The sequence below is a fragment of the Micromonospora sp. ANENR4 genome (assembly GCF_015354395.1).
GTDB classification, from domain to species: Bacteria; Actinomycetota; Actinomycetes; order Mycobacteriales; family Micromonosporaceae; genus Micromonospora; species Micromonospora aurantiaca.
In genome coordinates this window covers 243,065-265,506 of the sequence record NZ_JADKYQ010000005.1, presented here as the reverse complement: position 1 = coordinate 265,506, position 22,442 = coordinate 243,065, and the positions used below count along the sequence as shown (strand labels likewise).

General features: G+C 74.3%; 22 protein-coding genes. 12 read left to right on the top strand and 10 right to left on the bottom strand.

Features of this window, described 5'->3' with window-relative positions; all coding sequences use genetic code 11:
- Positions 1-6: 6 nt before the first annotated feature.
- A complete protein-coding gene (gene ddaH / locus IRY44_RS11115; protein WP_194800328.1) occupies positions 7-840 on the bottom strand; it encodes a dimethylargininase in 834 nt (277 codons plus the stop codon).
- 59 nt (positions 841-899) lie between these two features.
- On the opposite strand from ddaH, the gene IRY44_RS11110 reads away from it, so the two are divergent.
- Both IRY44_RS11110 and IRY44_RS11105 read left to right on the top strand, forming a co-directional pair.
- Positions 900-1,358 (top strand): Lrp/AsnC family transcriptional regulator, encoded by a 459-nt coding sequence (locus tag IRY44_RS11110; RefSeq protein ID WP_013289323.1) that lies wholly within the window; start codon positions 900-902, stop codon positions 1,356-1,358.
- A gap of 61 nt (positions 1,359-1,419) precedes the next feature.
- Positions 1,420-2,376, top strand: coding sequence for a zinc-binding dehydrogenase (locus tag IRY44_RS11105; RefSeq protein WP_194800327.1), 957 nt, complete (start codon positions 1,420-1,422; stop codon positions 2,374-2,376).
- 7 nt (positions 2,377-2,383) lie between these two features.
- Here IRY44_RS11105 and IRY44_RS11100 read toward each other — a convergent pair whose 3' ends face one another.
- From IRY44_RS11100 to IRY44_RS11090, 3 genes are all read right to left on the bottom strand, one after another.
- Positions 2,384-3,538 carry a hypothetical protein gene (locus IRY44_RS11100; protein ID WP_194800326.1) on the bottom strand — a complete coding sequence of 385 codons (1,155 nt, stop codon included), beginning with the start codon at positions 3,536-3,538 and terminating at the stop codon, positions 2,384-2,386.
- 65 nt (positions 3,539-3,603) lie between these two features.
- On the bottom strand, positions 3,604-3,861 hold the full coding sequence (locus IRY44_RS11095) for a DUF6457 domain-containing protein (protein ID WP_194800325.1): 258 nt from the start codon (positions 3,859-3,861) through the stop codon (positions 3,604-3,606).
- The gene (locus IRY44_RS11090; RefSeq protein WP_194800324.1) at positions 3,858-4,616 is read right to left on the bottom strand and encodes a molybdenum cofactor guanylyltransferase; all 759 of its coding nucleotides are present in this window, start codon (positions 4,614-4,616) and stop codon (positions 3,858-3,860) included. Before IRY44_RS11090 ends, IRY44_RS11095 begins: the two co-directional genes overlap by 4 nt.
- Before the next feature lie 259 nt (positions 4,617-4,875).
- Here IRY44_RS11090 and fdhD point away from each other — a divergent pair, with 259 nt between their 5' ends.
- On the top strand, positions 4,876-5,730 hold the full coding sequence (gene fdhD, locus IRY44_RS11085) for a formate dehydrogenase accessory sulfurtransferase FdhD (RefSeq protein WP_194800323.1): 855 nt from the start codon (positions 4,876-4,878) through the stop codon (positions 5,728-5,730).
- A gap of 39 nt (positions 5,731-5,769) precedes the next feature.
- Here fdhD and IRY44_RS11080 read toward each other — a convergent pair whose 3' ends face one another.
- Positions 5,770-6,933: a DUF4192 domain-containing protein gene (locus IRY44_RS11080; protein WP_194800322.1), complete on the bottom strand. Its 1,164-nt coding sequence runs from the start codon at positions 6,931-6,933 to the stop codon at positions 5,770-5,772.
- Between the two features lie 152 nt (positions 6,934-7,085).
- Between IRY44_RS11080 and IRY44_RS11075 the strand changes: the two genes are divergently transcribed.
- The 5 genes from IRY44_RS11075 (at position 7,086) to IRY44_RS11055 (ending at position 13,824) form a co-directional block, all read left to right on the top strand.
- Complete coding sequence (locus IRY44_RS11075; RefSeq protein WP_194800321.1) at positions 7,086-8,000, top strand: fructosamine kinase family protein; 915 nt, start codon at positions 7,086-7,088, stop codon at positions 7,998-8,000.
- Positions 7,997-9,013: a GTP 3',8-cyclase MoaA gene (gene moaA / locus IRY44_RS11070; RefSeq protein ID WP_194800320.1), complete on the top strand. Its 1,017-nt coding sequence runs from the start codon at positions 7,997-7,999 to the stop codon at positions 9,011-9,013. Before IRY44_RS11075 ends, moaA begins: the two co-directional genes overlap by 4 nt.
- A 2-nt stretch (positions 9,014-9,015) precedes the next feature.
- Positions 9,016-9,261, top strand: coding sequence for a MoaD/ThiS family protein (locus tag IRY44_RS11065; protein WP_194800319.1), 246 nt, complete (start codon positions 9,016-9,018; stop codon positions 9,259-9,261).
- A gap of 11 nt (positions 9,262-9,272) precedes the next feature.
- Positions 9,273-10,544, top strand: a complete 1,272-nt coding sequence (locus tag IRY44_RS11060) for a metallophosphoesterase (protein ID WP_370584914.1) — start codon at positions 9,273-9,275, stop codon at positions 10,542-10,544.
- Between the two features lie 94 nt (positions 10,545-10,638).
- Positions 10,639-13,824: a UvrD-helicase domain-containing protein gene (locus IRY44_RS11055; protein ID WP_194800317.1), complete on the top strand. Its 3,186-nt coding sequence runs from the start codon at positions 10,639-10,641 to the stop codon at positions 13,822-13,824.
- 30 nt (positions 13,825-13,854) lie between these two features.
- Here the strand turns inward: IRY44_RS11055 and IRY44_RS11050 are convergent, their stop codons facing one another.
- Together IRY44_RS11050 and IRY44_RS11045 are read right to left on the bottom strand one after the other, a co-directional pair.
- Positions 13,855-14,484 (bottom strand): A24 family peptidase, encoded by a 630-nt coding sequence (locus tag IRY44_RS11050; RefSeq protein ID WP_194800316.1) that lies wholly within the window; start codon positions 14,482-14,484, stop codon positions 13,855-13,857.
- A gap of 11 nt (positions 14,485-14,495) precedes the next feature.
- A complete protein-coding gene (locus IRY44_RS11045; RefSeq protein WP_228531854.1) occupies positions 14,496-15,503 on the bottom strand; it encodes an EamA family transporter in 1,008 nt (335 codons plus the stop codon).
- 85 nt (positions 15,504-15,588) lie between these two features.
- Between IRY44_RS11045 and IRY44_RS30675 the strand changes: the two genes are divergently transcribed.
- Both IRY44_RS30675 and IRY44_RS11035 read left to right on the top strand, forming a co-directional pair.
- Positions 15,589-16,440: a flagellar basal body protein FliL gene (locus IRY44_RS30675; protein ID WP_228531853.1), complete on the top strand. Its 852-nt coding sequence runs from the start codon at positions 15,589-15,591 to the stop codon at positions 16,438-16,440.
- 143 nt (positions 16,441-16,583) lie between these two features.
- Positions 16,584-17,819: an ATP-binding protein gene (locus IRY44_RS11035; protein WP_194800315.1), complete on the top strand. Its 1,236-nt coding sequence runs from the start codon at positions 16,584-16,586 to the stop codon at positions 17,817-17,819.
- Between the two features lie 20 nt (positions 17,820-17,839).
- Here the strand turns inward: IRY44_RS11035 and IRY44_RS11030 are convergent, their stop codons facing one another.
- Complete coding sequence (locus tag IRY44_RS11030; protein WP_194800314.1) at positions 17,840-18,388, bottom strand: GNAT family N-acetyltransferase; 549 nt, start codon at positions 18,386-18,388, stop codon at positions 17,840-17,842.
- Between the two features lie 135 nt (positions 18,389-18,523).
- On the opposite strand from IRY44_RS11030, the gene IRY44_RS11025 reads away from it, so the two are divergent.
- Together IRY44_RS11025 and IRY44_RS11020 are read left to right on the top strand one after the other, a co-directional pair.
- Positions 18,524-19,069 (top strand): DoxX family protein, encoded by a 546-nt coding sequence (locus IRY44_RS11025; RefSeq protein ID WP_194800313.1) that lies wholly within the window; start codon positions 18,524-18,526, stop codon positions 19,067-19,069.
- 207 nt (positions 19,070-19,276) lie between these two features.
- Complete coding sequence (locus tag IRY44_RS11020; protein ID WP_194800312.1) at positions 19,277-20,701, top strand: glycosyltransferase 87 family protein; 1,425 nt, start codon at positions 19,277-19,279, stop codon at positions 20,699-20,701.
- 10 nt (positions 20,702-20,711) lie between these two features.
- On the opposite strand, the gene IRY44_RS11015 is transcribed toward IRY44_RS11020, so the two are convergent.
- Together IRY44_RS11015 and IRY44_RS11010 are read right to left on the bottom strand one after the other, a co-directional pair.
- Complete coding sequence (locus IRY44_RS11015; RefSeq protein ID WP_194800431.1) at positions 20,712-21,137, bottom strand: molybdenum cofactor biosynthesis protein MoaE; 426 nt, start codon at positions 21,135-21,137, stop codon at positions 20,712-20,714.
- A 35-nt stretch (positions 21,138-21,172) separates the two neighbouring features.
- Complete coding sequence (locus IRY44_RS11010; protein ID WP_194800311.1) at positions 21,173-22,432, bottom strand: molybdopterin molybdotransferase MoeA; 1,260 nt, start codon at positions 22,430-22,432, stop codon at positions 21,173-21,175.
- Between the last annotated feature and the right edge of the window lie 10 nt (positions 22,433-22,442).

Below are 22,442 nucleotides of genomic sequence, written 5' to 3'. Positions count from 1 at the left end.
CGTGGCTCAGTGCCGCAGCTCGGCGATGCAGCACTTCACGCTGCCACCGCCCTTCTTCAGCTCGGCCAGCTCCACCGGGACCGGGTGGTAGCCGGCCGCCTTCAGCTTGCCGGCGAGCCGGGTCGCCTCGTTGTTCAGCACCACGTTGAGCCCGTCGCTGACCAGGTTCAGGCCGAACGCCAGCGCGTCCTCGTCGTCCGCGACGATCGCGTCCGGGAAGAGCTGGGCCAGCACCTTCTGGCTGGCGGCGGAGAAGGCGCCCGGGTAGTAGACGACGTTCTCGTCGTCGATCGAGGCCAGCGCCACGTCCAGGTGGTAGAAGCGCGGGTCGACCAGGTGCAGCGAGACCACCGGCCGCCCGAGCGCCTCCTGGGCCTCGGCGTGCGCGGCCGGCTCGGTCCGGAAGCCGTACCCGGCGAGGATCAGGCCGCCGTGCGCCTCCGGCAGGTACGCGAAGTCGCCCTCACCCTCGTTCGTCTCGCTCGGCGCGATGAACCGCCAGCCCTGCTGCTCGTAGAACGCGCGGTGCGCGGCGGCCTCGGCGGAGCGCTGCTCGTGCTTGAACCGGGCGCCGTAGACCGTGCCGTCGACCACGAACGCGCCGTTCGCGGCGTAGACCATGTCCGGCAGGCCCGCCGCGGGCGTCAGCAGGTTCACCTCGTGGCCCAGCCCGACGAGCGTCTCGCGCAGCCGGTCCCACTGCTTGACCGCCAGGTCGGCGTCGACCGGCGTGGTCACGTCCATCCACGGGTTGATCGCGTACTCGACCGTGAAGTGCTCGGGCGAGCACATGAGATATGTCCGCTTTCGCGAGACTCGCTGCTGGTTCACGGTCACCAAGAGTAGGTACGGTACAACTTTGGTAACAGCCACAAGCATTGCTTCCCGGGAGCGGAACGTTGCAGATAGACGCGGTCGACCAGCGAATCATTGCGTTACTCGTCGCGGATGCTCGCGCCTCGTATGCGGACATCGGCAGCCGGGTGTCACTCTCCGCCCCCGCCGTCAAGCGACGCGTCGACCGCCTCCGATCCGCCGGGGTGATCCGGGGATTCACCGCCGTCGTCGACCCGGCCGCCGTCGGCTGGACCACCGAGGCGTTCGTCGAGCTGTTCTGCGCCGGCCGGACCACACCGGCGCAGATCGGCGCCGCCGCCCGCCGCCACCCCGAGGTGGTCGGCGCGTACACCGTCTCCGGCGAGGCGGACGCGCTCGTGCACCTGCGCGCCGCGGACATCTCCCACCTGGAGGAGGCACTGGAACGGCTGCGCGCCGAATCGTTCGTCACCTCGTCCCGCAGCACCATCGTGCTCTCCCGGCTGGTCGAGTCCCCCGGCGTCGGCCCGTCCACGCCTTGACCTCAACCCCGCTTCATGTCGTGCACTGACACCCGTGACCGGCGAGACGCGAGGGGGCGGTATGCGTGCGGTGTGGCTGCGGGAGTTCGGCGGACCGGAGGTGCTCGTGCCCGGGACGGCACCCGACCCGGCACCCGGACCGGGCCAGGTCCTCGTCGACGTGGCACACGCGAACATCACGTTCGTCGAGACGATGTTCCGGGCCAGCGGCTTCGGGCCGTTCGGCACCGAACTGCCGGTGATTCCCGGTAACGGCGTCGGCGGCACGATCACCGCGCTGGGACCGGACGTCGACCCGGCGCTCGCCGGCCGCGTCGTGGTCACCGCCACCGGCGGCACCGGCGGGTACGCCGAGCGCGTCGTCGTCGACCGGGGCGCGCCTGTCCCCGTACCCCCGGGGTTGCCGCTGGACGCGGCGGTGGCGCTGATGGCCGACGGCCGGACCGCCCTGATGCTGGCCCGGGCGGCCGGGCTGCGGCCGGGCGACCGGGTCCTGGTCGAGGCGGCGGCCGGCGGCGTCGGATCGCTGCTCACGCAGCTCGCGGCGGCCGCCGGCGCGACGGTGGTGGCCGCTGCCGGCGGCAACCGAAAGGTGGGCCTGCTCCGCGCCGCCGGCCTCGACGTGGCGGTCGACTACCGGCAGGCGGGCTGGACCGACCGGGTCCGGGACGCCGTGGGCGCCGTCGACGTGGTGTTCGACGGCGTCGGCGGGCCGCTCGCCCGGGAGGCGTTCGGCCTGCTGGACCCCGGCGGACGGATGCTCAGCTTCGGGCTGGCCGGCGGCACCTGGGCCGACATCCCGGCCGAGTCGGCAGCCGCACACGGAGTGACGCTGCTGAGCCCTCGGCCCGGCCCGGACGAGGTGCGCGCCCTCACCGAGGCGGCACTCGCCGAGGGCGCGGCCGGGCGGCTGCGGCCGCTGATCGGGCAGCGCTTCCCGCTGGACCGGGCCGCCGCCGCGCACGCCGCGATCGAGGCCCGGGAAACCCTGGGCAAGACCCTGCTCGACGTACGGTGAGCAGCGCTCAGAGGTACATGCCGGTGCGGTGCTCCTCGGCCCGGGCCGGCTTGTCGCCCTCACCGAAGAAGCGCTTGCCGCCGAACTCGCCGTGCAGACGGTCGTCCAGTTCGTCGGCGAGACCGGTCATCACCTGCACCGCGAGCATCAGGTGGGTGGGCTGGAAGTTGCGGCCGAACACCGGGATCGAGGCCCACACCGTGTCGTCGGCGCAGTAGAGCCGGCCGATCGGCATCCGGTTGGTCAGCTCGGAGAGCTTCACGTAGAGGCGCTCGGTCGGCTCGACCTCGGTCAGCACCGGCGAGAAGACGTCCACGAGCGGCGGATTGTCCCGCACCCGCACGAAGACCATGGCCGAGCCGGCCCGGATGTTGATGTCACCGTCGGAGTCGATCTGGAGCTGGTCGGACGCGGACTTCAGCATCGTCGACACGACGGTGCGGACCCGCTCCTCCAGGGCCAGCACGTCGTTCTCGCCGGACTGTGCGGCCGCTGCCGCGGCCAGCGCCTCGTCCAGGTCGGCCTCGACGTCGCGGTCCGGGCCGAACTCGCTGCGCGCGGTACCGAGCGGCTCCACCGGCAGCGCCTCGCCCTCTGCGTCGTGCACCAGGTAGACGAGGAAGGCCGGGTGCGGGGCACCGTAGACGTCACGCAGTGTGCGGGACAGCACCGCGGCCAGCCGGGTCGCCTCGTCGGTGCCGCAGTCCAGCCCGAACTGCTCGCCGGAACCCGGCACCACGCCCGGCGGCGACCAGCCGAGCGCCACCATGTCGGCCACCGCCGCCCGGTCCAGCCGGTAGCCCTGCGGCAGCGTGGCGTTTCCGACCGCGCGAGCCGAGAGCCGCCCCTCCTCGCCGGCGTCCACGCTCACCGAGTAGACGGCGTCGCCGGTGCCCGAGGCCGTCGGGTCGAGCGTGACCTCCAGGTGCCCACCGGTGGGCAGGCCGCGCAGCCGGTCGGCGAGCGCCCGGGCGAACTCCCGCCACGCCTCGGTGACCTTGGCCCGCAGATCGGCTGTGGTCGGCTCGTCGAGCAGGATCGACTCGTGGTGCTCCGGCGTACCGCCGGTTGCTTGATGCGCCGGCGTCGCGCCGGCGGCGTGGTGCTCCGGCGCGCCGCCGGCAGGCTCGTCGACCGGCTCCGAGGGGTGGTCCGCCGTCATGATCGCCTCCGTCCGTTCCCGCCACCCTACCCAGGCGCGAAGGGGACCGAATCCCGCGCGAGGCGCTAATCCTCAGGCGTGGAACCACCCAGGTCCACTGGCCAGGAACCGGCCAGCGCACTGAGCCGCTCGGCCGCCGCGGCCGGGTCCGCGCCGCGCCCCACCGCCAGCCCGAGCAGGTACACGGTGACCGGCGCGCCCGGCCGGACCACCTGGTGGGCCACGTCCCGGGCCACGTCGAGCACCGTCGGCACGGGCACCCCCGCCGGGTCCAGGTCCAGCTCGGCGCAGACCGCCGTGACCCAGTCGTCCAGCACCGTCATCTCGTCCACTCCTCCGCCCGGCGTACGTCCTCGTCAGTGTCGCAGTCGAACCAGGGCGGCGGCCCCGAGCCGGACCAGGACACCTCGCGTACGGCGAGGTCGGCCAGCAGCCCGCGTACCGGCGCCCCGTCGAGCGAGCCGTCCCGCGTCGCGGCGAGCCGGTCTAGGGCGGATCGCAGGGCCGGTACCCGCCAGAGGGCGCAGAGGTGCTGGCGCCGGCCGTCCCCGTCCACGTAGCAGGCGAGCGCGGCGGACCGGCCGTCCAGCGCCTCCCGCCGGGCGGCGGCTACGTCTTCCGGCCCGGCGGCTGCAGGTGCGTCTTCCGGCCCGGCGGCTGCGGCGCCGAGCGCGGGCGGCGGGTAGTCGCGGGAGTGACGGGCGGCGAGCGCGGGCGGTGGATCGTCGCGGGAGTGAGCGGCGGCGAGCGCGCGTCGCAGCTCGGCCACCGCCGCGGTGGTGAGCAGCGGCAGGTCGGCGGCGAGCACCGCGACTGTCGTCGTACCGGGGTCGAGCAACGCCAACCCGGCTGCCGTGGCGGCCACCGGACCGCCCCCGGGCGGCTCTTCCCGGGCCGTCCGGACTCCCCTGGGCAGCGGGCCGGACGAGCCGACCACGATCCGCTGGTCCGCGTCGGCCACCGCATCCAGCACCCGGTGCAGCATCGGCCGGCCGCCTACTGCCCGGGCCGGCTTGTCCACCCCGCCCATCCGCCGGGCCGCGCCACCGGCGAGCAGGATCGCTGCGTACCCCGTCACCGCCTCACAGTAGCCACAGCCACGTCGCCGCATCCCGGCTCGGACCTCTGCCCGGCGTTGTCGGCGGTTTTCCGACGTTGATCGACTGCTTTCCGCCGAAGTGGTGGCATCCAGGGCCCTCCGATACCGCCACTTCGCCGAACTGGTGTCGATCATCGGGCCCCGGCCGGCCCTGGGGCGGCCGGGGGCCGGGGTGGGTGGGGGGTGGGAAGACCTGGGGCGAGGTGCGGGCGGCGGGGTGGCCGGGGAGGATGGCGGCATGGGACGGGCGACTGATCGGCGTGGTGTGCTGCGGATCGACCTCGACGCGGCCGGGGACGGCCGAGGACGGATCCGGCGGCAGGACACCCTGGCCGTGGAGGAGCCGCTGGAGATCCGCGTCGGCGCGGCCGGCCCGGGTCGACGCCGGCCGCTGGCGGTGACGATGCGTACCCCCGGCGACGACCTGGACCTGGCCATCGGCTTCCTGCTCACCGAAGGGCTGATCCGGTCGGCGGAGGACGTGCACACCGCGCAGCTCTGCGCCGGGGCGGAGACCCCGAACACGTACAACGTGGTCGACGTGGTGCTCTCGCCCGGCGTTCCGGAGCCCGTCACCGACCCGTCGCGCAACTTCTACACCACCAGCTCGTGCGGCGTGTGCGGCAAGGCGAGCATCGACTCGGTACGCACCCGCTCGCAGTTCGCGGTGCAGGACGACCCGCTGGTGGTCACCGCCGACCTGCTGGCCGGGCTGCCGGACCGGCTGCGTGCCGCGCAGCGTGCCTTCGACCGCACCGGCGGCCTGCACGCCGCAGGCCTCTTCACCCCCGCCGGGGAACTCGTCGTGCTGCGCGAGGACGTCGGGCGGCACAACGCGGTGGACAAGGTGCTCGGCTGGGCCACCCGGGAAGGGCGGCTGCCGCTGGCCGGGCACGTGCTGCTGGTCTCCGGACGGGCCAGCTTCGAACTCACCCAGAAGGCGTGGATGGCGGGCGTGCCGCTACTCGCGGCGGTGTCCGCGCCGAGCACGCTCGCGGTCGAACTGGCCGAGGAGGCCGGAATGACGCTTGTGGGCTTCCTGCGCGGACCGACCATGAACGTCTACACCGGGGCGGCGCGCGTCGCCGGCTGACGGCACCGGGATCGCGGACGTGGCCGGCCCGGCGGGCGCTCATCCGCGTGGCCGGCGTCGGCGGCGCCGCAGCACCGCGCCGTCGTTCGAACCGCCCCGGCCGTCCAGCGCGGACGGGGCGACTCCGCGCCGGAGCGCCTCGTCGAGCAGCACCGCGAGCGAGTAGCCGGGGTGGGCGGACAAAACCCGTTCCAGGGCGACAGCGGCCAGTGCCCCGTGCCCCGAGCGCCACGCGGCGAACGCGAGCAGGCAGCCCGGCGCGGCGATCAGGTCCGGCTCGGCGCGTCGCAACACGTCCGTCCAGAGGCTGATGTCCTCGTCCCGGCCGTCGGTGCGCGACCAGGCGTGATCGCGTACCGCGACGTGGACGAGGAGCACTGACAGCCAGGCGACCTCGTCGTCGTCCAGCCGCTCGCCGCGCCGCTGGCGGCGAAAGGCGGCTCGCACGGCTGCCGTGCCCGCCGCCCGCACCGCACGCGGCGCCGCACCCGATGCCGGACCGTCCGCCGGAACCGGCAGTTCCCCGTCCGATCCGGGGCCGTCGGCCGGGACCGGCGACTGTCCGCCCGACCCGGAGCCGTCGGCCGGTACGCCGCTCACCTGGCTTCCGGCCGATGATGCGGACGGGGATCCGGTGAGCGCGGCCAGGCGGAGACGGGCCCGAGCGGTGGCCCGGCGCATGGCGAGCCGGACCGGCCCGTCGAGCGGGGACACCTGTGCCGCGAGCGCGGCCCGGTCGGGCAGCGCGACCTGACCGGCGAACACGGCAGCCGCGCTGACCTCGCTGGCGGCCGGGTCGTACGGGGTGCCCTCGGGCGGGCAGCAGGACGGCTCGGCGCACAGGTACGACCACCAGCGCCCGTGGGTGACCCGCAGCGCGTCGAGGACCACCAGCCCGGTGGCGGTCAGCGCGTCACCGATCGCGTCCACGATCCCCGTCACCCGGGCGGCCGGACCGTAGCCGACGACTGTGGCGGCGTCGGCGTCCTGCCGGGCCACCACCTGCGCCAGGTGCCGGGCCGCCGGGCCGGGGTCGGCGCCCGGTGCGGGCAGGTCGCCTCGGGCGGCGAAGACGACGCGGCGGCCGCGTACCGCGACCACCACGACGCTGTCGGCGGGGTGGAAGCCGAGCAGGTAGGGCACGGCCGCGACCATGTCGGCCGGCGAGCGGACGGAGAGGCGCGCTGGCTCGGTGGAGTTCATGCCGGGAGCGTGGGCGGTGCAGTGCCACCGCGTCCGCCCCTGTGGACGACACGCCGTCCGTCCACAGATACGGAGCGTATCTGTCCAGCTCAGTGGCGATCGGCGGCGTCGCTCGGCACACGGATGTCCGGGGTACCGGCTACCTTGCGCACATGGACCTGGCGTACCTGCGGGCACACCCGGAGCACCTGCCGACCTTCCTGACCCACCAGCGGATCCGGGAGACGCCGGTCTCCGGTGGTGACATCTGCGCCGCCTCCCGGCTCACGCTGGACGACGGGCACTCGGTGTTCGCCAAGACGTGGCCGGAACGGGCCGCGCGTCCGCTGCCGGAGGGCTTCTTCGCCGCCGAGGCGGCCGGGCTGCGCTGGCTGCGCGAGGCCGGCTCGGTGCCCGTACCGGATGTGTTCGTCGTGTTGCCCGACCTGCTGGCGCTCGACTGGGTGGAGCCCGGCGAGCCGACGCCGGAGGCCGCGGAGGCGTTCGGCCGCGACCTGGCCGGGCTGCACCGCGCCGGCGCGCCCGCGTTCGGTGCGGACTGGCCGGGGTTCATCGGTTCGCTGCCGCAGGACAACACGCCCGACCCCGGTCCCTGGCCGGACTGGTTCGCCCGGCGCCGACTCCTGCCCTACCTGCGCCTGTCGGTCGACCGTGGCGCGCTGCACAGCGCCGGGGTGGCGCTCGTCGAGCAGGTCGTCGACCGGATCGGTGAGTTCGGTGGTGACGAGCCGCCGGCCCGGCTGCACGGCGATCTCTGGCCGGGCAATCTGCTCTGGGGCGCCGACGACCGGGTGTGGCTGGTCGACCCGGCCGCGCACGGCGGCCACCGCGAGACCGACCTGGCGCAGCTCGCGCTGTTCGGCGGCCCGCCGCACCTGGACCGGATCATGGCGGCCTACCGGGAGGCGTGGCCGCTCGCCGACGGGTGGCGGGAGCGGGTGCCGCTGCACCAGTTGCATCTGCTGCTCGTGCACGCCGCGATCTTCGGCGCGGCGTACGCGGACGCCGTGGGTTCCACCGCTCGTGCCGCCCTCCGCGGGCTCGACCGCGCTACGGTCGACCGATGAGCACCCCCCGGACGACGACCGACGGCGTTCTCGCCGACCGGTACGGCCGTGTCGCCCGGGACCTTCGGGTCTCCCTCACCGACAAGTGCAACCTGCGCTGCACCTACTGCATGCCGGCCGAGGGCCTGCCCTGGCTGTCCGGTCCGCAACTGCTCAGCGACGACGAGATCGTCCGGCTGGTGGGTGTCGCGGTGACCCGGCTCGGCATCACCGAGGTGCGCTTCACCGGCGGTGAGCCGCTCATCCGGCCCGGCCTGCCCGGCATCGTGGCGGCGGTCGCCGCGCTCACGCCCCGGCCGCGCATCTCGCTGACCACGAACGGCATCGGCCTGGCCCGCATGGCGTCCGCGCTGCGCGCGGCCGGGCTGGACCGCGTCAACGTCTCGCTCGACACCCTCGACCGGGACCGGTTCACCGCGCTGACCCGCCGCGACCGGCTCGGCGACGTGCTCGCCGGCCTGGCCGGCGCGGCGGAAGCCGGGCTGACCCCCGTGAAGATCAACTCGGTGCTGATGCGGGGCACGAACGACGACGAGGCGCCCGCGCTGCTCCGGTTCGCGCTCGCGCACGGCTACGAGCTGCGGTTCATCGAACAGATGCCGCTCGACGCGCAGCACGGCTGGGACCGATCGACGATGGTCACCGCCGACGAGATCCTGGCCTCCCTGCACGCCGCGTTCGCGCTGACGCCGGACCCGTCCGAGCGGGGCGCGGCACCGGCCGAGACGTGGCTGGTGGACGGCGGGCCGGCCCGGGTCGGGGTCATCGCCAGTGTGACCCGGCCGTTCTGCGGCGACTGCGACCGCACCCGGCTCACCGCCGACGGCCAGGTGCGCAACTGCCTGTTCGCCACCGAGGAGTCGGACCTGCGCGGCGCGTTGCGCGCCGGCGCGGACGACGAGGAGCTGGCCCGGCGCTGGCGGTCCGCGATGTGGGCCAAGCGGGCCGGGCACGGCATCGACGACCCGACGTTCCTCCAGCCCGCGCGCTCGATGTCGGCGATCGGAGGCTGAGGGTGGAGCTCACAGTCCGCTACTTCGCCGGCGCCCGCGCGGCCGCCGGACGACCCGAGGAGACCGCATCCGCGGGCGTGTCCCTGGACGAACTCCTCGATGAACTGGCCGCCCGGCACGGCGAACGCCTCGCGGTGGTGCTGAAGGCGGCGAGTTTCCTGGTCGACGGCGTGGCCTGTCATGATCGACGGGCACTGTTGCCGGCCGGGGTGACGGTGGACGTGCTGCCGCCCTTCGCGGGCGGCTGAGGGGGGCACACGTGCTGGCCATGGCGACATTCCTGGGCTTCGTCGTGCTCGTGATCGGCCTGATCCACTTCTACCTGTGGCAGCGGCTGGTCCGGGACACCACGTGTCCCGGGCGGTGGCGCCGGGCCGGTGGCGTGGCGATCGCGGCGCTGGCGGTGCTCGTACCGGTGACGATGGCGGGCACCCGCAGCGGCTGGTACTGGCTGGCCTGGCCGGGCTACCTCTGGGTCGCGCTCATGTTCTACCTGCTGGTGCTGCTGCTGGTGCTGGAGGTGCCGACCGCTGTCGTCCGGCTCGTGCTGCGCCGCCGGGCCCGCGCGGCGGTCGCCGCCGGCCCGGAGCCCGAGCCCGCACTCGTGGGCGCGGCGACGGCGGAGGGTGCGACGACGCCGCCGGTCGACAACGCCGACGTGCCCCCGGCCGGCACCCCCGCGCCGGACCACGACCCCTCCCGGCGGTTGCTGCTCGCCCGTGGGGCGGCGATCTTCGCCGGGCTCACCGCCGCCGGCGTCACCGGGTACGGCGTACGCACCGCGATGGGCCCGCCGCGGCTCGACCGGGTGCAGATCCCGCTGGCCAAGCTGCCCCGGAGCATGGACGGCCTGCGTATCGCCACCGTCTCGGACATCCACCTCGGGCCGCTGCGCGGCAGAGCGCACACCGAGCGGATCGTCGCGATGATCAACCGGATGGACGCCGACCTGGTCGCGGTGGTCGGCGACCTGGTCGACGGCACGGTGGCCGAGCTGGGCGAGGCCGCCGAACCGCTGCGCGACCTGCAGTCCCGGTACGGCAGCTTCTTCGTCACCGGCAACCACGAGTACTACTCGGGCGTCGAGGAGTGGGTCCGCGAGGTGGACCGGCTCGGCCTGCGGGTGCTTCAGAACGAGCGGCAGGAGATCCAGGCCCGGGGCGGTGTGCTGGACCTGGCCGGGGTGAACGACGTGAGCGCCGCCGGCACCGGGGTGGCCGCGCCCGCCGACTACGCCGCCGCCCTCGGCGACCGCGACCCGAGCCGCCCGGTGGTGCTGCTGGCGCACCAGCCGGTGGCCGCGCAGGAGGCGGCGAAGTTCGGCGTCGACCTGCAACTCTCCGGGCACACGCACGGCGGCCAGATGGTGCCGTTCAACCTGGCGGTGAAGCTCGAACAGCCGGTTGTCTCCGGTCTCGGCGAGGTCGACGGCACGAAGGTCTACGTCACGAACGGCGCCGGCTTCTGGGGCCCGCCGGTGCGGGTGGGCGCGCCTCCCCAGGTGACGCTCGTCGAGCTGCGCGCTCAATAGCGTGCATGGGCCGCCGAGTCCAGCACCGCATTGCTCAGGTCACCCGTACGCGTGGCGACGGGCGGGCGGGGGACCGGACGTGACAGGATGCGGCGTGCCTCCGTTCAGCGCCGCACCCCCCGGTGGCCTCCCGCCGTACGTCGCGGATCTGCACATCCACTCGAAGTACTCCCGCGCGTGCAGCCGCGACCTGACCCTGCCGAACCTGGCCTGGTGGGCCCGGCGCAAGGGCATCGGCGTGCTCGGCACCGGCGACTTCACCCATCCCGCCTGGTACGACCACCTGCGGGAGACGCTGCACCCGGCCGAGCCGGGCCTGTACCGGCTCTCGCCCGAGGCGGAGCGGGACGTCGCCCGGCGGCTGCCGCCCCGGCTCGCAAGCGAGGCGGAGGCCGACCCGGTCCGGTACATGCTGAGCGTGGAGATCTCCACGATCTACAAGCGTGACGACCGCACCCGCAAGGTGCACCACCTGATCTACCTGCCGGACCTGGACGCGGTGGCCCGGTTCAACACCGCGCTGGGCCGGATCGGCAACCTCGGCTCGGACGGCCGGCCGATCCTCGGGCTTGACTCCCGCGACCTGCTGGAGATCACGCTGGAGGCGAGCCCGGACGGCTACCTGGTGCCGGCGCACATCTGGACGCCCTGGTTCTCCGCGCTCGGCTCGAAGTCCGGCTTCGACGCGATCGCCGACTGCTACGCCGACCTGGCCGAACACATCTTCGCGGTGGAGACCGGTCTGTCGTCCGACCCGGAGATGAACTGGCGGGTCGGCAGCCTGGACCGCTACCAGCTGGTGTCGAACTCGGACGCGCACTCGCCGCCCGCGCTGGCCCGGGAGGCGACGGTCCTGACCGCCGCCCGCGACTACTTCGCGATCCGCGAGGCGCTGCGGACCGGCGACGGTCTTGCGGGCACCGTGGAGTTCTTCCCGGAGGAGGGCAAGTACCACGCCGACGGGCACCGCCTGTGCGGCGTGAACTGGTCGCCGGAGCGGACCCGCGAGGCGGGTGGGCGCTGCCCGGAGTGCGGCAAGCCGCTGACAGTGGGCGTACTCAGCCGGGTCGAGGAGCTGGCGGACCGGCCGGTGGGGCACCGTCCGGCGCACGCGCGCGAGGTGACGCATCTGGTGCCGCTGGCCGAGATCCTGGGTGAGCTGAACCGGGTCGGCGCGCGGTCGAAGAAGGTCGAGGGCAAGCTCAACGAGCTGATCGCCGCGCTCGGCCCGGAGCTGGAGATCCTCACGCGTACCCCGATCGAGGAGATCGGCCGGGTCGGCGGCGAGCTGCTCGCGGAGGGCATCGGCCGGCTGCGCCGCGGCGACGTGCGCCGGGTGCCGGGCTACGACGGCGAGTACGGCGTGATTACGCTGTTCGACCCGGCGGAGCTGGGCGCCTCGGGTGCCCGCGCGGGGCAGGAGACGCTGTTCGACGTACCGGTGCCCGCGCAGCGGCGGCCGGCGGAGCCGGCGCCGAAGCCGAAGGCCAAGCGCCCGGCGGCGGCCCGGCCCGAGCCGAAGCGCACGCCGCCGCCCGCGCCCCCGATCGCGCCGCCGCCGTCCCCGCACGAGCCGTTCGAGCCGATGCTCGCCGGGATGGAGGAGGTCGGCACCGGCCTGCTGGACCGGCTGGACGCGATGCAGCGGGTGGCCGCGTCGGCGCCGGGTGGTCCGCTGCTCATCGTGGCCGGTCCGGGCACCGGCAAGACGCGGACGCTCACCCATCGGATCGCGTACCTCTGCGCGGAGCTGAACGTCTTCCCCGACCAGTGCCTGGCGATCACGTTCACCCGGCGGGCGGCCGAGGAACTGCGGCACCGGCTGGACGGGCTGCTCGGCCCGGTCGCCGAGGACGTCACAGTCGGCACGTTCCACTCGCTCGGCCTGACCGTGCTGCGGGAGAACGCGGCGGCGGCCGGGCTGCCGGCGGACTTCCGGATCGCCGACGACGCGGACCGGGCGGCGGCGCGCGCCGAGGCCGGTGACGACGACGAGCGGTACGTGGCACTGCTGCGCAAGCGGGACCTGGTCGACCTGGACGAGCTGCTGACGCTGCCGGTGGCCCTGCTCAAGGGGGACCGGAAGCTGGTGCGGGAGTACCGCGAGCGGTGGAAGTGGATCTTCGTCGACGAGTACCAGGACGTCGACGCGGTGCAGTACGACCTGCTGCGGCTGCTCAGCCCGCCGGACGGCAACCTGTGCGCGATCGGCGACCCGGACCAGGCGATCTACTCGTTCCGGGGTGCGGACGTGGGCTACTTCCTGCGCTTCTCGCAGGACTTCACCGACGCCCGGCTGGTCCGCCTGAACCGCAACTACCGTTCCTCGGCGCCGATCCTGGCCGCCGCCGTGCAGGCCATCGCGCCGTCGTCGCTGGTGCGCGGCCGGCGCCTCGACCCGGCCCGCCTCGACCCGGAGGCGCCGCTGGTCGGCCGGTACGCGGCGAGTTCCGCCCACGACGAGGCCGACTTCGTGGCCCGTACCGTGGACGAGCTGGTCGGCGGCCTGTCCCACCGCTCGCTGGACTCGGGGCGGATCGACGGGCGGGCCACCTCGCTGTCCTTCTCCGACATCGCGGTGCTGTACCGCACCGACGCTCAGGCCGCACCGATCGTGGACGCGCTGGCCCGGGCGAACATCCCGGTGCAGAAGCGCTCGCACGACCGGCTGCGCGACCGTCCCGGCGTGCCGGCGATCGCCCGCGAACTGCGCCACGCCGGTCTTGACGGCTCGCTCGCCGCCCGGGTACGCCAGGCCGGGCAGATCCTGGCCGAGCGCTTCGCGGTGCCCACGCTCGACGGTTCCGGCGCGGTACGCCCCGAGGACGTCCGCACCGCGGTGGACCTGCTCACCCCGCTGGCCCGGCGCTGCGGCGACGACCTGGAGCTGTTCCTCAACCAGCTCGCCACCGGCGCGGAGGTGGACGCGCTGGACCCGCGCGCCGAGGCGGTCACGCTGCTCACGCTGCACGCCGCGAAGGGCCTGGAGTTCCCGGTGGTGTTCCTGGTCGGCGCCGAGGACGGCCTGCTGCCGCTGCGCTGGCCCGGCTCCGAGCCGGACGACGACGCGGTGGCCGAGGAGCGGCGGCTGTTCTTCGTCGGGCTGACCCGGGCGCAGGACCGGCTCTACGTCAGCCACGCGGGCCGCCGCGCCCGGCACGGCGCGGAACGCGACACCCGCCCGTCGCCGTTCCTCGATGTAATTGACCCGGCGTTGTTCGAGCGCCTGGACGCAACCGAGCCCCGCCGCCCGAAGGACCACCAGCTCCGGCTGATCTGACCGCCCGTGGCGCGCGGCCGACCGCGCAGGTCAGTTGAGGACGGCGGCGAGCCACGCGCCGCCGAGCAGCGCCGGGCCGAACGGCACCGGCGTGTCCCGGCGTACCCGGCCGGCGGCGAGCAGGACCAGCACCGCGACTCCGGCGAGCACGTGCGGCAGGAGCAGCCCGAGCCGCAGCGCCGGCCAGCCGAGCCAGCCCAGCGGCAGCCCGAGCGCGGCGGCGAGCTTCACGTCGCCGAAGCCGAGCCGGGCGCGAGGCAGCAGCGCCAGCAGCGCGTACCCGATGAAGGAGAGCGCGGCCCCGGCCACCGCGACGGCCAGGCGGCGCGGTTCGCCGGTCGCCGTCGCGGCCGCGGTGAGGCCGAGCCCGCCGCCGAGCGCGACCACGCCGACGAGCGGATCGGGCAGCCGCAGCGCGGTCAGGTCGGTGACCGTGAGGACCAGCCCGGCGGCGGCGACCAGCAGCAGCGCGGGCAGTGCCGGGTCGGTGCCCCTGGTGGCGGCGAGCCCGCCGAACACCACGACACCGACCAGGGCGAGCGTGCTCCGGCGCGGAGCGCCGCCAGGGGGAACCGCGACGAGCGACCGGCCGGCCGGCACCGCCACCCACCCGGCTGGTGCGCCGAGCAGGGCGATCCCCGTCACCAGCAGCGCCGACACGGGCGGGGACGCTACCGCCCGGCGGGCTCCCCGGCCGTCCCGTCGACGGCTGGTGGCGGGGACCGGCGGGGACGCTCGGTGCTCACCACCACCGCGACGCCGACCACGATGACCGCGCCGCCCATCAGCACCTGCGAGGTGATCGGTTCGGCGACGAACAACGCGCCGAGTGCCACCGCGACCACCGGGTTCACGTACGCGTAGGTGGAGACCAGGGAGATCGGCGCGTGGGCGAGCAGCCAGACGTACGCGGTGAAGGCGACGAGGGATCCGGCCACCATCAGGTAGGCCATCGCCGCCCAGGACCGGCCGGTCACCTCCGCGAAGGAGAAGCCGCGCAGCTCACCCCGGGCCACGCCGACGAGCGCGAGCACCGCCGCGCCGGCGACCATCTCGTAGACGGTGGCCACGAACGGGTCCGCGGGCATCAGGATCTTCCCGGACAGGTACGAGCCGACCGACCAGCTCGTCGCCGCGGCGACCACAGTCAGCGCGCCCGCCACCGGCACGCCGTCGACCCCGTCGCGGGGCAGCACGAGCAGGACCAGACCGGCGAAGCCGAGCGCCACCCCGAGGAACGTCCAGGGTCGCGGCCGGTCCCCGCCCGTCGTCCGCAGCAGCACCACGAGCAGCGGCACGGTGGCGACGAGCAGCGCCGCCACACCGGACGGTACGGCGGTCCCGGGCGGGCCGGACTCGGCGAGCACCACCAGACCGTTGCCGCCGGCGAGCAGCAGCACGCCGATCAGCGCGGCGGAGCCGACGCGACGCGCGGGCACCCGCAGCGCGCCGGGTCCCCGCCGCAGGCGCAGCACGACGGCGAGCACCACGGCCGCGCCGGCGAACCGCATCGCCGCGGAGATCAGTGGCGGCAGGGACTCGACGGCCACCCGGATGCCCAGGTACGTCGAGCCCCACAGCAGGTAGACCAGCACGAGGGCGGTCCAGATCAGCGCGGTGCGGGCCGGCGGCGTCGCGGAATCGACGACGTTCGTCGCACTCGTGGGGCGTGAGCTCATCGTCTGTCCACGCTACGGTGGCCACGGCGTCGGCGTCCCCAGTTGGTGGCCGGCCTCTCAGCACTGGCGTACGCAGGAGGCGTTCATGTCGAACTTCGGTCCACCGGGCGGCGGCTCTCCCGACCCCTGGGGACGGCCCGACGACGGCTACGCCCCGCAGCCCGACCCCCGCTACGCTCCGCAGGGCGACCCGCGTTACGCCCCGCAGCCGGATCCGCGGTACGGCCCGCCGGGCGCGCAGCCGTACGGGCCGCCCGCCGACCAGTACGGCCCGCCCGACCAGTACGGGCCGCCCACCCAGCAGTACGGGCCCGCCGACCGGTACGGCCCGCCGGCCGATCAGTACGGGCCGCCGACGCAGCGCTTCGAGCCGGGCCCGGCCTGGTCCCCGCAGCAGGGTCACCCGGGTGACCTCTATGCCGGGCCGCAGTACGGGGGTGGTCAGCCGCCGTACGCCGAGCCGACGCCGCCGCCGAAGCGCGGGAAGGGCCCGCTGCTTGTGGTGGTGATCGTGCTGGCCGTGCTGCTGCTGGGCGGCGCCGGGGCGTACTGGATGCTGGGCCGGGACGAGCAGACGCCGACCGGCGGCACCACGGCCGCCACTGGACCGGCCGCGGATCCGACCGGCGAGGCCGCGCCGCCGAGCGAGCCGGCCGACACGACGCCTACGACGGCGGCTCCGGCCTCGTCGACCGATCCGCGTTTCGTCAAGGCGGGCCAGTGCGTCGCCAACGAGGGTGGCGGCGGCCAGCCGAAGCTGGTGATCGCCGACTGCGCCCCGAAGACGTACGAGGTGCTGCGCCGCATCGACGGCGCGACGAGCGGCAAGAAGGACGCGGAGGCCAAGTGCGGGAAGGTGGCCGGTTACACCGACTGGTACTTCTTCGACAGCGAGCTGGACACGCTCGACTTCGTGCTCTGCCTGAAGCGCCGCTGACCCTGTCCGCCTGTCGGTAACCAAAACTAGGGCTGTCTAGCATCCACGCTAGACAGCCCTAGTTTTGTATCGAGGCCGACACGCGGTAGCCGCCTCTACGCGCATCTAGCCTGGTCGCTAGAGAACCCGATACTGTGCGATTCGTGGATCCGGTCCGCAACCCGTACGCACCGGGCGCCGGGCAGCGCCCGCCCGAACTCGCCGGGCGGGGGCGGGAACTGGACGTCTTCGACGTGGTGCTGGAACGGATCGCCCGTGGTCGCCCCGAACGCAGCCTGATGCTCACCGGCCTGCGGGGAGTCGGCAAGACGGTCCTGCTCAACACGCTGCGTTCCGAGGCGATCAACCACCTCTGGGGCACCGGCAAGATCGAGGCCCGGCCGGACCAGTCACTGCGCCGCCCGATCGCCGCCGCGCTGCACATGGCGGTCCGCGAACTCGCGCCCCGGCACCGCGCCCCGGACCGGATCGACGCGTTCCTCGGCGTCCTCAAGGCCTTCGCGCAACGCTCCGCGCCCACCGGTCGGGGCGGCGCGGCGCCCAAGCTGCGCGACCGCTGGCAGCCCGGCATCGACGTACCGGCGAGCAGCGGACGCGCCGACTCCGGCGACATCGAGATCGACCTTGTCGAGCTGCTCAGCGACGCGGCGGCGGTCGCCACCGACGTCGGCACCGGCATCGCGATCTTCATCGACGAGATGCAGGACGTCGGCGCCGAGGACGTCTCCGCGCTCTGCGCCGCCTGCCACGAGCTGTCCCAGCTCGGCGCGCCGCTCATCGTCGTGGGCGCGGGTCTGCCGCACCTGCCGGCCGTGCTCAGCGCCGCCAAGTCGTACTCCGAGCGGCTCTACCGCTACCAGCGCATCGACCGGCTCGACCGGATCGCCGCCGACCAGGCGCTCTGCGCGCCGGCCGAGCGGGAGCAGGTCGAGTACGAGCAGAAGGCGCTCGACCTGCTCTACGAGAAGTCGGGTGGCTATCCCTACTTCGTCCAGGCGTACGGGAAGGCCACCTGGGACCACGCGCCCCGCTCACCGATCACCGCGGCGGACGTCCGGGTGGCCGCGCCCGAGGCGGAGGCCGAACTGGCGGTGGGGTTCTTCGGCTCCCGGTTCGAACGGGCCACCCCTGCCGAACGCGAGTACATGCGCGCGATGGCGACGCTGGCGCTGGTGGACGGTGAGGAGGGCGGCCGGGACGACATGGACGCGGCGGTGCCGACCGCCGAGATCGCCCGCGCGCTCGGCCGCAAGCCGGCCAGCCTCTCCCCGGCGCGTGACGCGCTGATCAAGAAGGGGCTGATCTACTCCGGCGAGCGGGGGACGGTGGCGTTCACCGTGCCGCACTTCGGCCGCTACCTGCGTACCCAGCCCGCCTGACCGCTGCTCTTGAAACGGCCTCAGACCCGCGACCACGGTGGCGGGAAGACCACCTCGCCGGCCGGCGGTGACGGCTCGCCGCTCGCCGACGGCGGCAGTACCAGCGCCTGCCACGGCTCCCCCAGCCCGGACCAGGGGCTGGTCAGCCCCAGCCGGTCCGCCGGGCCGAACCCGAACCGCCGGTAGTAGGCCGGGTCGCCCAGCACCACAACCAGCCGCTCGCCCAGCTCCGTCGCGGCGTCCAGCGCCGCCTGCACCGCCGCCGTGCCGTGCCCCAGCCGCTGCCGGTGCCGCGCCACCGCCACCGGACCCAGGGCGAGCGCCGGCCACGTACGACCGTCGTCGGTGCGTACACCGACGCGTGTGAGCAGCGCGTACGCCACCACCTCGCCGCCGTACTCGGCGACCACGGCCAGCTCCGGAATCCACGCCGGGCTGTGCCGCAACTCCTCGACCAGACCGACCTCCGGTGGGGTGGCCACGTCGGGGCGGGCGAAGGCGGCGGCCAGCACCCGGGCCACCGGCGCCTCGTCGGCGGGGCCCTCCGGGCGCAGTCGCAGCGTCGTCACCCGCGCGACCTTACCGAACGCGACCGGTCCATCCGCGACGGTCGCTGAAATCGATACCGTTCGGACGTCCACGTCGGCCGATACCTTTCGTGTGTTGCGGGGATGACGACGCCCCCGACGGGGTAAGACTGAGCCATGAAGCCCGTGCGCTCCCTCGCCCGAGTCATGTTGAGCGGCATCTTCGTGGTCAGCGGCGCCCGCAACCTGCGCAACCCGGAACGCCTGGTGCAGGCCGCGGAACCGGTCACCGGGAAGGTCGCCCCGCTGATCCGGAACGTGCACCCCCGAATCCCCACCGACACGGTCTCGCTGATCCGCGCCAACGCCGCCACCCAACTCGTCGGCGGCCTGATGCTCGCCACCGGCCGGTTCACCCGCCCGGCCGCGCTGGTGCTCGCCGGCTCCCTGATCCCGACCACCGCCGCCGGGCACGCCTTCTGGAACAACGACGACCCGGCCGCGCGCAACAACAACCAGGTCCACTTCCTGAAGAACCTCGGCCTGCTCGGTGGCCTCCTCCTCGCCGCCGCCGACACCGAGGGCAAGCCGGGCCTGCGCTGGCGCGCCGGCCACCGCATCGACCACTCACGCCGGTCGGTCAAACGCGCGGTCCGCACCGCTCGTCGCGAGGCGAAGATCGCCGTACGCTCCGCAGCCACCGCCCGCCGCATGCCCGGCTGACCAGGCATTTCGTACGACCCACCACCCCCCGCAAGGCCATCAATCACCTGAACCGTCCGAGACCCGTTAACGCGGTGGAAATGTCGCAAACACGTGTGGGATCGGACACGGTCGCGTAACGCGGGAGGCAGCAACGTGAGGCGCCGTTCTAGGCTCCGTGCTGGACCTGGACGGGTACGACGACCTTGGTACGGGGGTGGCCACGCCATGCCGACGACAGTCGGTAGACGGACCAACCGCCTCGCCCCGACCTCCCGCGTCGACCGCCGGATCGTGGTGCGCCTCGGCGTCGTCGCCGTCGTCTCGTACGCCGCGTGGCTCGCCATCGGCGCTTTCGGACGGCCATACAACTTCTTCGACATGAAGATCTACCACGGCGCGGTGCTGTGGTGGGCCGGCGGCAACGAGCTGTACGACTTCGTCGCACCGTCGACCACGCTGGGCTTCACCTACCCGCCGTTCGCCGCCCTGGTCATGCTGCCGATGACGTGGCTGCCGGTGGACGGCGCCGGTTTCGTCAACGCGCTCGCCAGCATCGGCGCGCTCGCCGTCGTCCTCGCCGCGCTGCTACGCCCCATCGTGGACCGCCTCGGCTGGCCGCTCTGGTTCGCCGTCGGCATCGCCACCCCGCTCGCCGTCGCCATCGAGCCGTCCCGGGAGACGCTCGGCTACGGGCAGGTCAACCTGCTGCTGTTCGCGCTGATCATGGCGGACATGGTGGGCCTGCGCTGGCGGGCCAAGCGGGGCACCCACTACGAGACGGCCGACTCGCCGCTGGCCCGGTTCGTCTACAGCGGCGCCTGGGCCGGTGTCGGCATCGGGCTCGCCACAGCGGTCAAGCTCACCCCGGCGCTGTTCGTGGCCTACCTGATGCTCACCCGGCAGTGGCGGGCCGCGCTCACCGCTGTGGGCACCACGATCGGCGTGACCATCGCGACGTTCGGCGTGCTCGGTGAGGAGTCCCGCGCGTACTTCACCGGCGTGCTCTGGCAGACCGAGCGGGTCGGCGCGGCGGACATGACCGCCAACCAGTCCCTCGCCGGTCTGCTGGCGCGGCTCTACGACTCGATCGAGACGCCCGGCCTGCTCTGGCTGGCGTTCTCGGTGCTGATCCTGGCGCTGGGCCTGTCCCGGGCGATGAGCGCCCGCGCCGACGGCGACGAGCTGACCGCGTTCACGCTGGTCGGGCTCACCGCCAACGTGATCAGCCCGATCTCCTGGTCGCACCACCTGATCTGGGTCATCCCGTCGATCATCGTGCTGGCCGACGCCGCGGTACGCCGCCGCGAAGCCAGCCGCGGCCTGCCCCTGCGCGGCACCGGCGGCCCCTCGGCAAACGGCGTGCCGGCACTGCGCCCACCGATCTGGTACCCGACGTTGACCGGCCTGCGCCACGGCGTCGGCGCGCTCGGGCTCTACCTGCTGTTCCTGATCTCACCGATCTGGCCGTACGAGCACCAGCTCCCCGAGGTGTCCCACTACCAGGACGGCCTGTTCGGCGCGCTGATGGAGAACTCCCTGGCCATCGCGCTGATCGTGCTCGTCGCGGCGCTGCCGTGGCGTCCCGGCGCCGAGCCGGCGTTCTACCACGAGCGGCTGGGCCGCACCGCCGCGCTCGCCGGCCGGCGCTGAGCCGGCCGGTTCAGGGGCAGTTCACCCACTCCTCGGTGCCGTCGTCGAAGACCTGCCGCTTCCAGATCGGCAGCCGTGACTTCACCTCGTCGACCAGCCGGGCGCAGGCGGCGAACGCGGCCGCGCGATGCGCCGTGCTGACCGCCGCCACCAGCGCCACGTCCCCGATCTCCAGCGGGCCGATCCGGTGCGACACCGCCACCGCGTACACCTGCGGGTCGGCCGCTATCTCGGCCGCCACTTCGCGCAGCACCGCCTCGGCGGTGGGATGGCCCTCGTACTCCAGCCGGGTGACCGCCCGCCCGTGGTCGTGGTCGCGGACCACGCCCTGGAAGGACACCACCGCACCGGCCCGGCGGTCGGCGACCGCCGCCTCGTGTTCGGCCAGGTCGAGCGGCCGGTCGGTCACCGCGCCGAGCACCACGCCTGCTTCCACTGTCACGACGTCTCCCGTCGGCTCGTTCGTCGCGCTCACCCGAACCGCTCCCCGGGGGTCAGCGGCAGCGGCACGAGCGGCACCCGGTCGCCGGCCGCGCCGCTGGTGCCGGGCCGGATCACCGCGAACCCGTCCGCGCCGGCCAGCCCGCGCAGCATCGCCGAGCCGACGTGCCGCACCGGGTACGCGGTGCCGGCGACGCGGTCCCAGCGGGCCAGCGCCAGATGGGTGTAGTCGCCGCGCCCGGGAATCGGCTCGGCCAGCGTCACGTGCGGGAGCACCGGCATCTGCCGGCCGGTGAGACCGGCGAGCAGGGGCGCGACGAGCGACACCAGCGCCACCACTGCCGACTGCGGATTGCCGGGCAGACCGGCCACGAACCGCACCCGCCCGTCGCCGTCCACCAGCCTGGCCAGCAGCATCGGGAAGCCCGGACGCACCGCCACGGTGTTCACCACGTAGTCGGCGCCGAGCGCCTCCAGCGTCGGGTGCAGGTGGTCGACCGGGCCGTGCATGGTGCCGCCGGTCGTGCAGACCAGGTCGGCGTTGGCGAGCGCGCCCCGCAGCGCCGCCACGTGCGCGGGCAGCGTGTCGGCGACCGGGCCGACCACGTCGGCGGCACGCACCTGGCAGCCGTAGCGGCGCAGCCAGGCCGGCACCGACGGGCCGAGCGCGTCGCGGACCCGGCCCGCGCCGGGCGGACCCGAGGTGAGCAGTTCGTCGCCGAAGACCAGCAGCGCGGCCCGGGGTGGGCGGCGAACCCGCAGCGTGTCGTGCCCGCAGGAGGCGGCCAGGCCGATCACCGCCGGGTCCACCGGCGTGCCGGCGGGCAGCAGTTCCTCCCCGAGGTACGCCTCCTCGCCCGGCTCCCGCCACTCCGGCGCCGGGCGGGGCGTGCCGGCCACCAGGCCGTCCGCCGTACGCGTCGACTCCTCGATCCGCAGGATCGCCGTCGTGCCCTCGGGAACCATCGCGCCGGTGGCGATCTCCACCGTGCTGCCGTCGGTCTCCAACGGGGGTGCGGTCTGCCCGGCGAGCACCCGGCCGGCGACGCGCCACGGCCCCGCGCCGCGCACCGCCCAGCCGTCCACGCTGGAGGTGGGGAACGCCGGCAGGTCGGTACGCGTGGTCAGCGGCTCGGCCAGGGTGTGCCCGTCGGCCTCGGCCAGCGGCCGGGCGACCGCGGGGAGCGCGGCGGACAGGCCCACCGCGTACACCCGGGAGCGGGCCTCCTCCCACCCGGCCGGTGGTGGCGTACCCGCCTCGACCGCGGCGGCTTCGGTTTCCGTGCTCATCCGGCGAGCC

Excerpts from the sequence above, each read along its gene's own strand:
- IRY44_RS11105 (WP_194800327.1), top strand. The coding sequence starts at position 1,420 with ATGCGTGCGGTGTGGCTGCGGGAGTTCGGCGGACCGGAGGTGCTCGTG.
- IRY44_RS11100 (WP_194800326.1), bottom strand. The coding sequence starts at position 3,538 with ATGACGGCGGACCACCCCTCGGAGCCGGTCGACGAGCCTGCCGGCGGC.
- IRY44_RS11095 (WP_194800325.1), bottom strand. The coding sequence starts at position 3,861 with ATGACGGTGCTGGACGACTGGGTCACGGCGGTCTGCGCCGAGCTGGAC.
- fdhD (WP_194800323.1), top strand. The coding sequence starts at position 4,876 with ATGGGACGGGCGACTGATCGGCGTGGTGTGCTGCGGATCGACCTCGAC.
- IRY44_RS11080 (WP_194800322.1), bottom strand. The coding sequence starts at position 6,933 with ATGAACTCCACCGAGCCAGCGCGCCTCTCCGTCCGCTCGCCGGCCGAC.
- IRY44_RS11075 (WP_194800321.1), top strand. The coding sequence starts at position 7,086 with ATGGACCTGGCGTACCTGCGGGCACACCCGGAGCACCTGCCGACCTTC.
- moaA (WP_194800320.1), top strand. The coding sequence starts at position 7,997 with ATGAGCACCCCCCGGACGACGACCGACGGCGTTCTCGCCGACCGGTAC.
- IRY44_RS11045 (WP_228531854.1), bottom strand. The coding sequence starts at position 15,503 with ATGAGCTCACGCCCCACGAGTGCGACGAACGTCGTCGATTCCGCGACG.
- IRY44_RS30675 (WP_228531853.1), top strand. The coding sequence starts at position 15,589 with ATGTCGAACTTCGGTCCACCGGGCGGCGGCTCTCCCGACCCCTGGGGA.
- IRY44_RS11025 (WP_194800313.1), top strand. The coding sequence starts at position 18,524 with ATGAAGCCCGTGCGCTCCCTCGCCCGAGTCATGTTGAGCGGCATCTTC.
- IRY44_RS11020 (WP_194800312.1), top strand. The coding sequence starts at position 19,277 with ATGCCGACGACAGTCGGTAGACGGACCAACCGCCTCGCCCCGACCTCC.
- IRY44_RS11010 (WP_194800311.1), bottom strand. The coding sequence starts at position 22,432 with ATGAGCACGGAAACCGAAGCCGCCGCGGTCGAGGCGGGTACGCCACCA.